General features: G+C 58.4%; 9 protein-coding genes. 2 read left to right on the plus strand and 7 right to left on the minus strand.

Features of this window, described 5'->3' with window-relative positions; genetic code table 11:
- Nucleotides 1-6 precede the first annotated feature (6 nt).
- Nucleotides 7-2,982 carry a membrane-targeted effector domain-containing toxin gene (locus KFS80_RS19335; RefSeq protein WP_212545605.1) on the minus strand — a complete coding sequence of 992 codons (2,976 nt, stop codon included), beginning with the start codon at nucleotides 2,980-2,982 and terminating at the stop codon, nucleotides 7-9.
- Nucleotides 2,983-3,236: 254 nt separating this feature from the next.
- Between KFS80_RS19335 and KFS80_RS19340 the strand changes: the two genes are divergently transcribed.
- Nucleotides 3,237-4,613, plus strand: coding sequence for a multicopper oxidase family protein (locus KFS80_RS19340; RefSeq protein WP_212545606.1), 1,377 nt, complete (start codon nucleotides 3,237-3,239; stop codon nucleotides 4,611-4,613).
- On the plus strand, nucleotides 4,613-5,113 hold the full coding sequence (gene tadA, locus KFS80_RS19345) for a tRNA adenosine(34) deaminase TadA (protein ID WP_053123497.1): 501 nt from the start codon (nucleotides 4,613-4,615) through the stop codon (nucleotides 5,111-5,113). The genes KFS80_RS19340 and tadA overlap by 1 nt, the downstream gene beginning before the upstream one ends.
- 575 nt (nucleotides 5,114-5,688) lie before the next feature.
- Here the strand turns inward: tadA and cmoB are convergent.
- The 6 genes from cmoB to lon form a co-directional block, all read right to left on the minus strand.
- Nucleotides 5,689-6,645, minus strand: coding sequence for a tRNA 5-methoxyuridine(34)/uridine 5-oxyacetic acid(34) synthase CmoB (gene cmoB, locus KFS80_RS19350; protein ID WP_159813950.1), 957 nt, complete (start codon nucleotides 6,643-6,645; stop codon nucleotides 5,689-5,691).
- Nucleotides 6,642-7,385, minus strand: coding sequence for a carboxy-S-adenosyl-L-methionine synthase CmoA (gene cmoA / locus KFS80_RS19355; protein ID WP_007916813.1), 744 nt, complete (start codon nucleotides 7,383-7,385; stop codon nucleotides 6,642-6,644). The genes cmoB and cmoA overlap by 4 nt, the downstream gene beginning before the upstream one ends.
- Before the next feature lie 234 nt (nucleotides 7,386-7,619).
- Nucleotides 7,620-8,258: a lysoplasmalogenase gene (locus tag KFS80_RS19360; protein ID WP_212545610.1), complete on the minus strand. Its 639-nt coding sequence runs from the start codon at nucleotides 8,256-8,258 to the stop codon at nucleotides 7,620-7,622.
- Nucleotides 8,259-8,260: 2 nt separating this feature from the next.
- Entirely contained in the window at nucleotides 8,261-8,653 is a 393-nt protein-coding gene (locus KFS80_RS19365) for a protease inhibitor I42 family protein (RefSeq protein WP_212545607.1), read from the minus strand.
- A gap of 224 nt (nucleotides 8,654-8,877) precedes the next feature.
- Nucleotides 8,878-9,267, minus strand: a complete 390-nt coding sequence (locus KFS80_RS19370; protein ID WP_159815766.1) for a hypothetical protein — start codon at nucleotides 9,265-9,267, stop codon at nucleotides 8,878-8,880.
- Between the two features lie 203 nt (nucleotides 9,268-9,470).
- Nucleotides 9,471-11,888, minus strand: coding sequence for an endopeptidase La (gene lon, locus KFS80_RS19375; RefSeq protein ID WP_159815767.1), 2,418 nt, complete (start codon nucleotides 11,886-11,888; stop codon nucleotides 9,471-9,473).
- Between the last annotated feature and the right edge of the window lie 609 nt (nucleotides 11,889-12,497).

Here is a 12,497-nt window from a genome sequence, read left to right on the forward strand (position 1 = left end):
TTTACGTCAGCTGATTTTTATCGGTTTGAACCCCATGATCCGCAACGCAGCCGAGAGTTCGGCAAGGTTGGGGTAACGTCGGCCGCTGATGGGCCAGTTCGGCCGTTCAACGTAATAGAACCCGCCCTTGTTGAGGATCGGCGTGCGAACGATGTTGCCATCGCTGCTGCGATGAATCAGCGTGGCGACGTCGTCGATGTTCATCACCGTGCAATCGCCGGGATTGATCAGTGTTTTTTCCAGTGAGTCGGCCAAGGCAACGCTGGCGGGGGTGTCGATTTGCAGGCGCAGGTCGCTTTTGACGGGCGATAACGGGCGGGCAAACTCGTCGGTCGGAATGCGCCCGGGATCCGGCTCTATGCCTCGGGCAGTTCCGGCCGGGGTGCTTTCTATACGCAGGCCGATGCCGCCTTCCAGTTCGCTTAAACCCGGTACGCCTTCCCAGGTATTGGCATGGCTGTCGCCTACCAGCGCGACCCAGCGATGGGCGCCACGAGCGTTCTGATCCGCCGTGATCACCTCATGCGAAAAGTAATTCATCATCTTCTGGCGGAAAGTGCTTTTGTCGACACCGCTCATGCCGGTGCTTCTATAGCTGGCCAGGCAATCGATCGACTGGACACGGATATGATTTTTTTGCGCCGCTTTGGCCAGTTCGAGGAAGGTGTACTGGCCGCTGGTGTCGGTTTTGAATCCCCCGTCCATGGTCTTCAGGTAGGTTTCCAGCGTCTCTGACATCTTCCCGGTGCGATTGAAAACATCCAGATCGGCTTGATGGAAGTCTGTCAGCACATGCTCCAGATACAGGGTTTTGACCTTCTGTTTACTGAGTGCCGCCATGTTGTCGATCAGAAACTGTTTGCTGCCGACACTGGAGTGATTCTCGCCAATGACCAGCCCGGACGCCGATTTATACAGCTTCTTGATGATCTCTTTCGGCGCGAGTTTCGCCGGCAATTCAGGGATTTCCGGGCGCGGTGGCAGCGTGTGGGACTCCAGAAAGGCATTGGCATCGCGGTATAGCGTCTGGCGTAACGCCTTGAATTCAGCGTGCGGATTGCTGGCGTCGGTTTTTGGCAGGGTGGCCATGTAATCTTTTAGCTCGTATTTGGTACCCCGGCCTTGAGCGAGTTCGTTCAGCGCATCGCGTGAAGCGGGTGGAATGTCGTAGGCGGTCGGCGGACTGTCCACGTCCGGTAGCGGTGTTCGGGCGCGACCCCATGGCCACAGCCCGATGCACTTGCCGCCGCCCATCAGGCCCGGACGATTGATCGGTTGCCATTCCCCAGCCTCATCCAGACGAATCGGCAAACTGCGATAGAACGAGTGAGGATTTGCCGGATCAATGATCGCCCAGCCCTTGAGCTCTTTGATGAAGCGAACCAGGTAATAACTGTCGTTGATCAGTACGTAGTGCCCACCACCCGGTGGTTGAAAAATCCCTTGATACTGGCCTTCTTGCGAGACAGGCGATAATCCGTCCAGCACTTCATTGGTCTCGAAAGACTCCAGTAAGTCTGTGCCTTGTTGCGCATAAGCGGGGCCTGGGGCATAACGCGCAATTGGCGGGACATCTGCAATATCTGCAGTCGATTCGTCGATAAGGGGTTCGGTAAACTCGTCCTGAACGTTAAACATTTCGCTCGCTTCGCCAACTTCCGCGACCTCTGCTGCTCCACGCAGGTACGACAGGTTGAACAGCACATCGATGCCGCTGGCGATCGCTCCGATGACTCCGGCCTTGCGATCTGCCTTGCTGGTGCCATTGATGGCTTGATCGATGTTCAAGCCCATGTCGGCCAGTCCCGCACCGACCACTGCCAGCGCAACGGGCCAGCCCACGGCGGCCATGGAGCCGAAAACCCTGAGAAAGGCGTTCAGGTAGCCGATCCACATCTTCTTGCGCAGCTCGCCATTGGAATGCAGCGAAAGGTCAGCATCGCTGTGCATGCGCGCCTTGACCGAGTCGCGTAGCCAACTGAACGCGTCACCTGTGATTGCGGTGGTGTTTTGGTTGATCAAGTGGTGATCGCTGGCGCCCCACGTCGAGTACAGCAAGTCGATCATGGCATTCAGACCGATATTGCCATCGTCCTGTTGCTGGGCGGCCAAGGGGAAATGCGCCATGAAGCGTGCGCGATTCTCCGCATGATTGTTTTGCATCAACAACCACCAATGCAGATCGGACTCAGTGGCGAGCACATGGAAGCAGTCAAGCTCACCGGGGGTGTAGAGAATCTGCACGCCATTGCTGTCAGCGATGCACAAGATATCCGTGGCGCTGTAGCCGCCGATGTTCAGGGCGCTCACTCGCAGTCCGTCAGCAACGGGCGTTTCGCGTTGCAGAAATGCCAGCGAAACCGGCCAGGTGATATCGCTCGCCACAGCCTTGATCAATGTTTTGAGGTTTTCATTGTTCAGCCGTTCGCCGTCGTGTTCGTCGAGGGCCTTGGCGAGGAAATTCAGTTTGGCCAACGTGCGGAAATCGTCGGCGTGCAGCGTCCAGAACTGCTGCATTTTCGTTCGATAGAGTTCGCTGAAGTTGATCGCCCAAAGGTCTTTCAGCACTTCGCTGGGGCGCAGGCGAACCTCGTTGGTCTCGTTGAAGACCGATGCGTCTGCGCCTTCGCTGTAAAAGCCGCCGTAGCCGTCGAGGAGGTCGGCATTGTCCTGATCGGGAGCGTGAAAGCGTTTGACCACTAGCTCCGCCAGCGTCAGTGACTCCGAAGGTGATGGGTAATGCTCCCAGCCCAGAAAGGCTTTGTCGCTGCTGACGGAGGTGTTGTTGAAGCGGTGCCACCAGACATTTTCGGGATCAATGTCTTTGATACCGTATTTGTCGAGAATGCCCTGGGCCGCTTCGTGGGCCATGTCGTGCAGGTCGGGGCAAGCCTCGGTAAACGGCAGCACCAGCGCGTGCAGTGACTGTTCATCGGCAGGGTTTGGAAGCAGAGATGGGGGCAGGGTTACAGAAATATTCACTTCTCGCTCCTTGAGAAATGGGGGGTGAAAAACTGATCAACACTATGGCTTTTTCAGCGGCGCGAATCTGTAGGGCTGAGACCATCTGAGCGTGAAGGAAGCAGGGACGCGATCTGTACGAAAGGTTCCCGCATAGCTGGCGAACCTGTGTCGCATTGCCACGCCGGCCTTACTGTTTCGCAGTTGCGGGTGTATCGTATTCGCCTTTTAACGGGCCCCCGGGCCTGTCGCTGATACGTGAGGTAGTTGAGTTCATGTCCTTTACCCGTCGCCAAATCCTCGGTGGCCTGGCCGGTCTAGTTGTCGTTGGCGTCGGCGCGGGGGGCGCGTCGCGTTACTGGCTGGGCAAGATGGCCGACGCTGAGGCGGGTCACGATTACGAGCTGATCGCCGCGCCACTGGACGTTGAGCTGGTGCCAGGGCACAAGACCGAAGCCTGGGCGTTCGGCCCGTCAGCGCCGGGCACCGAATTGCGCGTGCGTCAGGGTGAATGGCTGCGGGTGCGCTTCATCAACCACTTGCCAGTGGCGACCACGGTTCACTGGCACGGCATCCGCCTGCCGCTGGAAATGGATGGCGTGCCGTACGTTTCGCAACTGCCGGTGTTGCCCGGCGAATACTTTGATTACAAATTCCGCGTGCCGGACGCCGGCAGCTATTGGTATCACCCGCACGTCAGCAGCAGCGAAGAGCTGGGTCGCGGGTTGGTCGGGCCGCTGATCATTGAAGAGCGCGAGCCGACCGGTTTCGTCTACGAAAAGACCTTGAGCCTGAAGAATTGGCACATTGATGACGTAGGCAATTTCGTCGAGTTCAGTATTCCGCGCGAAGCGGCGCGGGGCGGTACGGCAGGGCGTTTGTCGACGATCAATGGTGTGCCGACCCCGGTGATTGAATTGCTGGCGGGGCAGATCACCCGGGTGCGGCTGCTCAATCTGGATAACACCCTCACGTATCGCATCAATATTCCCGGCGTCGAAGCGAAAATTTATGCGCTGGACGGCAACCCGGTCGAGCCACGGCCATTGGGCAAAGAATATTGGCTGGGCCCGGGCATGCGCATTTGTCTGGCGATCAAGGCACCGGCGGCGGGCGAAGAGTTGTCGTTGCGTAATGGCCCGGTGCGTTTGGGCACATTGCGTTCGGTGGCCAATACCGACGCGCCGACCGACTGGCCGAAAACCTTGCCGGCCAACCCGGTGGCCGAGCCGGATCTGGCGAATGCCGAGAAACTCAACTTCAATTTCGAATGGGTCGGTTCGGTGTCGGTCGACGTCGACAACGGGCGGCCGCCGAGCCTGTGGCAAATCAACGGCAAGGCTTGGGACATCACCGACAAGACTTGCGCTGATCGGCCGATCGCCAGTTTGAAGCTGGGGCAGAGCTATATTTTCGAATTGAAAAACATGACCCAGTATCAGCACCCGATTCACCTGCACGGCATGAGCTTCAAAGTGTTGTCGTCGAACCGGCACAAGGTCATTCCGTATTTCACCGACACCTATCTGCTGGGCAAGAACGAGCGCGCGCAAGTGGCGCTGGTGGCCGATAATCCGGGGGTGTGGATGTTCCACTGCCACGTGATCGACCACATGGAAACCGGCCTGATGGCCGCCATCGAGGTGAAGTGATGCGCCAGATTCGCCCAGCGGCGATCATCGACCGTAGCCGTGATCGCGATTTCATGCGTGAAGCCTTGGCGCTCGCCGCACAAGGTGCAGCGCTGGGCGAAGTGCCGGTGGGGGCGGTGCTGGTGCAGGATGGCGAGATCATCGGGCGTGGGTTTAATTGCCCGATCAGTGCCAGCGACCCGAGTGCGCATGCCGAAATGGTCGCGATCCGCGCGGCGGCGCAGGCAGTGGATAACTATCGGCTGCCGGGCAGCACGCTGTATGTGACGCTCGAGCCGTGCAGCATGTGCGCGGGGTTGATCGTGCATTCGCGGGTGGCGCGGGTGGTGTATGGGGCGCTGGAGCCGAAGGCCGGGATTGTGCAGAGTCAGGGGCAGTTTTTTACCCAGGGCTTTTTGAATCACCGGGTGTTGTATGAAGGCGGGGTGTTGGCGGAGGAATGTGGCGCGGTGCTGACTGAATTCTTCCGCGCCCGCAGAGCAAAAAGCCCCTCACCCTAACCCTCTCCCGGAGGGAGAGGGGACTGACCGGGTTGGATGGTCGAGCTCCGCCGACCTGAGTTATCGAGTCGAACTCAAGTTTTGAAAAGCCCAAGGATCGGCTCCCTCTCCTGGAGTGAGAGGGACTGACCGGGTTGGATGGTCGAGATCCGCCGACTTGAGTTATCGAGTCGAACTCAAGTTTCGAAAAGCCCAAGGATCGGCTCCCTCTCCTGGAGGGAGAGGGACTGACCGGGTTGGATGGTCGAGATCCGCCGACTTGAGTTATCGAGTCGAACTCAAGTTTCGAAAAGCCCAAGGATCGGCTCCCTCTCCTGGAGGGAGAGGGACTGACCGGATTGAATGGGCGAGATCCGCCGACTTGAGTTATCGAGTCGAACTCAAGTTTCGAAAAGCCCAAGGATCGGCTCGCTCTCCTGGAGGGAGAGGGGACTGACTGGGTTGAATGGGCGAGATCCGCCGACCTGAGTTATCGAGTCGAACTCAAGTTTCGAAAAGCCCAAGGATCGGCTCCCTCTCCTTGGGGAGAGGGCTGGGGTGAGGGGTGAATTCACCGCGGTGTTTGAGAGGTTGGGTTACTTCTTGGCGACGATCACCGCACGCATCGGTGCCGGTAGGCCTTCGATGGTTTTGCTGTGGTCTTCGGGATCAAGAAAATCGCTCAGCGACTGATACTTCATCCACTCGGTACCGCGCTGTTCTTCAACAGTCGTGGTGCTCACATCCACGCAACGAATGTCGGTAAACCCCGCACGACGCAACCACAATTCCAGTGCCGGCACCGACGGCAGGAACCAGACGTTACGCATCTGCGCATAGCGATCTTCCGGCACCAGCACCTGATGCTTGTCGCCTTCAACCACCAACGTTTCCAGCACCAGTTCGCCGCCCTTGACCAGGCAATCCTTCAGCGCCAGCAAGTGCTCGATCGGCGAGCGACGGTGATAAAACACGCCCATCGAAAACACCGTGTCGAAGCCTTCCAGATTCGCCGGAAGGTCTTCGAACGGGAACGGCAGGTGCCAGGCATTCGGCTCGGACAGATAACGTTGCACCGCTTGGAACTGGCAGAAGAACAACCAGTTCGGATCGACACCAATCACGCTGTTGGCGCCGGCGCCGAGCATGCGCCACATGTAGTAGCCGTTGCCGCAACCGACATCGAGGATGCGTTTGCCTTTCAGATCCAGATGCGGGGCGACACGCGACCACTTCCAGTCCGAGCGCCATTCGGTGTCGACGTGCACGCCGAACAGATCGAACGGCCCTTTGCGCCACGGCGACAGTCCCATCAACGCAGTACGCATCTGCGCGCGGGTTTCATCGTCGCAATCGGTGTCGAGCTTCAGGCCGTTGAGCAGATCGATTTCGCTTGGCTGGATCTTCGGCAAGGCATCCAGCGCACTTTGCCAGCGCTCCAGGTCGCCGTGGCCTTTCTCCATTTTCTTGTCGAGTTGAGCTTGCAGCGTGTTGGCCCATTCGGCCAGCGGCGTGCCGGCCAGACGGCGGGCGAGGGGGGACAGATCAATCATGGCAAGGCAATCAACGAGGCAAAGTTAAGACACTGGAACCACGGCACGACTTTCGAGAACCCGGCCGCCAACAGGCGCTCGCGGTGTTCTTCGAGGCTGTCGGGCTTCATGACGTTTTCGATGGCGCTGCGCTTCTGGGCGATTTCCAGTTCGCTGTAACCGTTGGCGCGTTTGAAGGCGACGTGCAGATCGGTGAGCAGCGCGTGCTCTTCGGCATCATTGAAGCGCAGCTTCTCCGAGAGGATTAGCGCGCCGCCCGGCAGCAACGATTGGCGGATGCGCGATAGCAACGCGGTGCGCTGATCGGGGGCGATGAATTGCAGGGTGAAGTTCAGCGCCACCACTGAGGCGGGCTGGAAATCGAGGGCGAGAATGTCGCCTTCGATCACTTCGACCGGCAGCAACTCCTGAAACATCGAGTCCTGACCGTTGAGGTATTCGCGGCAGCGTTCGACCATCGCGGCAGAGTTATCCACCGCGATCACCCGGCAACCGTCGGTGCGCACGTGGCGGCGCAGGGCTTGAGTGACCGCACCCAGCGAGGAGCCGAGATCGTAGAGCACGCTGTTCGGCTGGGCGAATTGCGCCGCGAGTACGCCGAGGTTTTCGACGATGGTCGGGTAACCCGGCACCGAGCGCTTGATCATGTCCGGGAACACCCGCACCACGTCTTCGTTGAAGGCGAAGTCGGGTACCTGGGCCAGAGGCTTGGCGAAAATGCGATCGGGTTCTTTGCTCACGGCGGTTCCGGCGGTGTAAATGGAAAGGCCGGCATTTTAGCCAAAAGGGCGCGGGGATGCTTGGGTTGTCTGATAAAGCGGTAAATCAAAAGATCGCAGCCTGCGGCAGCTCCTGCAGAGATCGGCTGATCGTTCCCACGCTCTGCGTGGGAATGCCGCCCCGGACGCTCTGCGTCCCTGCGCAAGTGACGCAGAGCGTCACAGGATGCATTCCCACGCGGAGCGTGGGAATGATCAGATCCGTTTGGTTTGGGAGAACGCGGAGGCGGCGATGCCCCACTGGCCGAGCCAATAGCTGAGGATGATGACGTATGGCGCAGCGTGGAATGGCGATACGAAACGATCGATGCCAATCACGCTGTCGGAGAATACAAACGCCAGCGCACCGCCGGCCGCGAGCAACGCCGAACGTTTCGGCACATCGGTGCCGAGTCGGGCAAGTGCGCGCCAGAGCATCGCGCTGATTGCCGTGCCATAGACAATAACCGGCACCAGCAATGGCCCGAGCCCGCTGGAAATCAGCATTCCCAACAGCACCGCGCCAACACCGAGGGCAAGCACCAGCGGCAGCATCGCCAGACGCTTGCAGTCACTCAGATAAGCCTTCAGATACGCCAGATGCGCGACCAGAAACGCGCCAAGGCCAAACACGAACAAATCCCCCGGCCACGCCAGCAGCACATCACCGAGCAACGAGAAAATCAGCCCCAGACTGATCCAGCGCCGATAGTCGCTGGGCGGCGCGTCATGCAGCCAGCCGAGCAGCGCCAGCACTGGCAGTGGTTTGACCAACAAACACAGGAGCGCCGCGTGGGTGCTCAAACCATAAAGAAACGTCACTGCGCCCATCATCGCCAGAATCAACCAACCCACGATCAGTTCACCGTAATCGCGCAATCAAAGGTTTCCACCGGCAGCACTTCCGGCGCCCACGGCTGTTGCGAGGTCAAACGCAGACGTCCGGTACCGGGCGCAAACGCCTGGAAGCGCCAGGTTGAAATTCCGGCCGCACCGACCACGCCGGCATCTTCCGGATTGCTGTAAACCTCAGGGCTGAGTGCACGCAGCACGCCGCCAGCGGAATCCTGAATGGCCCAGCGGTAGCCGGTGGTTGGATTACTTGGCAGGGTGATGATCAGGTTTTGCCCGTTAGTGAGTTTCACCGGGCATTCGCTTTGTTTTTCCACGGTCACGTTCTGTTTCGGTTGGCTGGCGCAAGCGGCCAGCAACGAGAGGGCGAGGGGGACAAACAGGCGAGTGGGGGACATAAGGTCAGCGGCTCCGGGCGTTCACGACGAACGGTGAGCATAACTGAAGATGAGACAAAGTGTGACAGTCAGCAAGACCAGTGTTGTCAGCACTGATGCCATCGCCGGCAAGCTAGCTCCCACATGTTTCTCGGTTGAACACAAGATTGGTGAGCACCAATAAACATTGAGGGAACTGGCTTGCCAGCGATAGCGGATTTACCGGCGAGGAAAATTAGATGTGATCACGGTATAACCAGATCAACTTCAATATCCTCGACGTGTGTATTAAATGTCAGTTTGAAATTCAACCGGTATTTCAGGTTGATGTTGTCGAGAGTGCAATTGAATGTACCCGCTTTAGCGTAGTGTTTTCCTGCCATGCTGAGATAGAAAACTTCTCTCAGTCTTTGGTTGGGCACAAATGTTTGCTCACCGTCAGGTGTGGATCGATCGATGACTAACCTGATCGATTGTCCCTCTCTGAATCCAAGCCTGTAGGAACCTTCGATGATGATATAAGTGTTCTGATTATCTACGGTGATAAGGTCCGTTTCAAAAAGCGGGCTACCGTTTTTCGTTGCTATAAATGTTTTTTTGTCTTTTATTTCGTCGCAAGCTTCGTGCGCCCTCATGATGGTGTTCCTCTAATAAATTAAAGATTCATGCCGAGGAACGTTAAAGGAGCTGACACGCGTTGGGTACTGTCAACTCTGTCAGGTTTTAAACACTGTTTGCAATTAAAGATTAACTTTTAATACCCGTTTGGTCATTCGTTACCTTCATCACGAGCGAATCGTTGTGTCCGTGATGAAGGTAAATAAATGATGACTGCTTCTTAGAAAAGCACCTTAGCCACATCGGCAAATTTCTTCGCGAAATGCACGGTAATCCCTTCCTTCAGATAATCCGGCAATTCCTCAAAATTACCCCGGTTCGGCTCGGGCAAAATCAACTCGAAAATCTTCTGCCGCCGCGCCGCAATCACCTTCTCGCGCACGCCGCCAATCGGCAGTACATGCCCGGTCAACGTCAGTTCGCCGGTCATCGCCACGCCTTTCTTCGGCGGTTGATTACGCGCAAGCGAGAGCAGGGCGCTGGCCATGGTCACGCCGGCGCTTGGGCCGTCTTTCGGGGTGGCGCCTTCGGGCACATGCAGGTGGACGAAGGCTTCGTCAAAGAACTTCGCATCGCCGCCGAACTGTTTCAAGTGCGAGCTGACGTAGCTGTAGGCGATCTCCGCCGACTCCTTCATCACATCACCGAGTTGCCCGGTGAGCTTGAAACCACGGTTGAGCGTGTGAATGCGCGTCGCTTCGATCGGCAAGGTCGCGCCACCCATGCTGGTCCACGCCAGACCGGTAATCACACCGGTGCCGGACAGCACTTGTTCGTTGCGGAACACTGGATGACCCAGTGACGCTTCCAAATCTTTCGGCCCGAGTTTGATCACCGCTTTCGGGTCGTCGATCAGCTTCATCACCGCTTTTCGCACCAGTTTGCCCATCTGTTTTTCGAGCTGGCGCACGCCGGCTTCACGGGCGTAACCGTCGATCAGTGACTTGAGCGCGCTGTCGCTGATGCTCAGGCTGCCCTTGGATACGCCGGCCTTTTCCAGCAATTTCGGCCACAGGTGACGCTTGGCGATGGCGACTTTTTCTTCAGTGATGTAGCCAGACAGGCGAATCACTTCCATCCGGTCCAACAGTGGGCCGGGGATCGAATCGAGGGTGTTGGCGGTGCAGACGAACAGGACTTTCGACAAGTCCATGCGCAGGTCGAGGTAGTGGTCGAGGAATTCGACGTTCTGTTCCGGGTCGAGGGTTTCCAGCAGCGCCGAGGCTGGGTCGCCCTGGTAGCTCTGGCCCATCTTGTCGATCTCGTCGAGCATGATCACCGGGTTCATCACTTCGACGTCTTTCAACGCCTGCACCAGTTTGCCCGGCTGCGCGCCGATGTAGGTGCGGCGATGGCCCTTGATCTCGGCTTCGTCGCGCATGCCGCCGAGGCTGAAACGGTAGAACGGTCGGCCCAGGGATTCGGCGATGGATTTGCCGACGCTGGTTTTACCCACGCCCGGTGGGCCGACCAGCAGCACGATGGAGCCGCTGATTTCACCTTTATAAGCACCGACGGCGAGGAATTCGAGGATGCGATCCTTGATGTCGTCGAGACCGGCGTGGTGTTTGTCGAGGACTTTGCGTGCGTGCTTGAGGTCGAGTTTGTCCTCGCCGTACACGCCCCACGGCACCGAGGTCGCCCAGTCGAGGTAGTTGCGGGTGACCGCGTACTCCGGCGAGCCGGTTTCGAGGATCGACAGTTTGTTCATTTCCTCTTCGAGGCGCTTCTGCACCTGCGCGGGGAGGACTTTGCCTTCGAGGCGTTGTTCGAACTGTTCGAGGTCGGCGCTGCGGTCGTCTTTGGTCAGGCCGAGTTCCTGCTGGATGACCTTGAGTTGTTCCTTGAGGAAGAACTCGCGCTGATGCTCGCCGATCTTGCGGTTAACTTCCGCCGAGATCTCTTTTTGCAGGCGCGCGACTTCGACCTCCTTGCGCAGCATCGGCAGGACTTTTTCCATGCGCTTGAGCATCGGCACGCAGTCGAGCACTTCTTGCAGCTCGGGGCCGGTGGCGGAGGTCAGCGCGGCGGCGAAGTCGGTCAGCGGCGACGGGTCGTTGGGGCTGAAGCGGTTGAGGTAGTTTTTCAGCTCTTCGCTGTACAGCGGGTTGAGCGGCAGCAGTTCCTTGATCGCGTTGATCAGCGCCATGCCGTAGGCCTTGACCTCGTCGGTCGGCTCGGTCGGCTGGTGCGGGTATTCGACTTCGACCAGGTACGGTGGGCGGTGGTGTTTGAGCCAGGTTTTGATGCGCACGCGGCTCAGGCCTTGGGCGACGAACTGCAATTTGCCGTTTTCGCGGCTGGCGTGATGGACTTTGACCAGCGTGCCGTATTCGGGGAGCGCGCCGGTGTTGAAGTGGCGCGGGTCTTCCTGGGGCGTGTCCATGAAGAACAGGGCCAGGGAGTGGTGGTCGGATTTGCTGACGAGGTCGAGGGTTTCGGCCCAGGGTTCTTCGTTGACGATGACCGGCAGGACTTGGGCCGGGAAGAACGGGCGGTTGTGGATCGGGATGATGTAGACCTTGTCCGGCAGGTTTTGGCCTGGCAGGGCGAGGCCTTTGCCGGAGGAGGTGTGTTCGATGTGGTCGTCTTCGGTGTAGTCGTCGGGGTGATCGGGGAATTCTTGCTGGTCGCTCATGGGGCACCTGCGCAATGGGGTATGGGTCTTAGATGGGGCAGGGCTTGGGTGGTTTCAATGGGAGGGGATGTTTCTGCTTGTGTGTTCAGGGTTTTGACAGGTGTCACGCTTTTGGGCTTGGCGGCCTTTGGGCCGACCATGTTCTTGGGGGTTTGGGTGTATATCCGTTTTTTTTGTGATGGCGGATTGAGGTTTCGCCCTTACGGCGAGTCACCTTTTCCAGACGCCGAAAAGGTAACCGAAAAGGCTTTGCTCCTGCGTTCGGCCCGCTCGCTGGGGCTCGGGGTTCCTTCGCTGCGGGATCGATCCGGGCGCAGCGCCTACGGTTTGCTTCGCTGCACCTCCTCTCGCTGTGTTTGGCTGCGCCAAACGGTCGCTGCGCTCCCACCCCCGGATCAATCCCTCCACTCAGCCTTCCGACGTCGCTCGTGGATCAAGATCAAGAGCAGGCGAGCTGACACTCGGCCTATTGAGTGGTGAAGAGCGGGTGTTTGGCTTTGGTTTTTTGGTGGGTTCGCCCCTCACCCCAGCCCTCTCCCGAGGGAGAGGGGGCCGGTTTTTGGGCTTTTCAGAATGTGAGTTCGGCTCGGTATTGCACGTCGGCGTATC

The organism is Pseudomonas rustica, assembly GCF_018336155.1.
In the GTDB taxonomy this organism is placed as follows: Bacteria; Pseudomonadota; Gammaproteobacteria; order Pseudomonadales; family Pseudomonadaceae; genus Aquipseudomonas; species Aquipseudomonas rustica.

Excerpts from the sequence above, each read along its gene's own strand:
- KFS80_RS19340 (WP_212545606.1), top strand. The coding sequence starts at position 3,237 with ATGTCCTTTACCCGTCGCCAAATCCTCGGTGGCCTGGCCGGTCTAGTT.
- tadA (WP_053123497.1), top strand. The coding sequence starts at position 4,613 with ATGCGCCAGATTCGCCCAGCGGCGATCATCGACCGTAGCCGTGATCGC.
- cmoB (WP_159813950.1), bottom strand. The coding sequence starts at position 6,645 with ATGATTGATCTGTCCCCCCTCGCCCGCCGTCTGGCCGGCACGCCGCTG.
- KFS80_RS19365 (WP_212545607.1), bottom strand. The coding sequence starts at position 8,653 with ATGTCCCCCACTCGCCTGTTTGTCCCCCTCGCCCTCTCGTTGCTGGCC.
- KFS80_RS19370 (WP_159815766.1), bottom strand. The coding sequence starts at position 9,267 with ATGAGGGCGCACGAAGCTTGCGACGAAATAAAAGACAAAAAAACATTT.
- lon (WP_159815767.1), bottom strand. The coding sequence starts at position 11,888 with ATGAGCGACCAGCAAGAATTCCCCGATCACCCCGACGACTACACCGAA.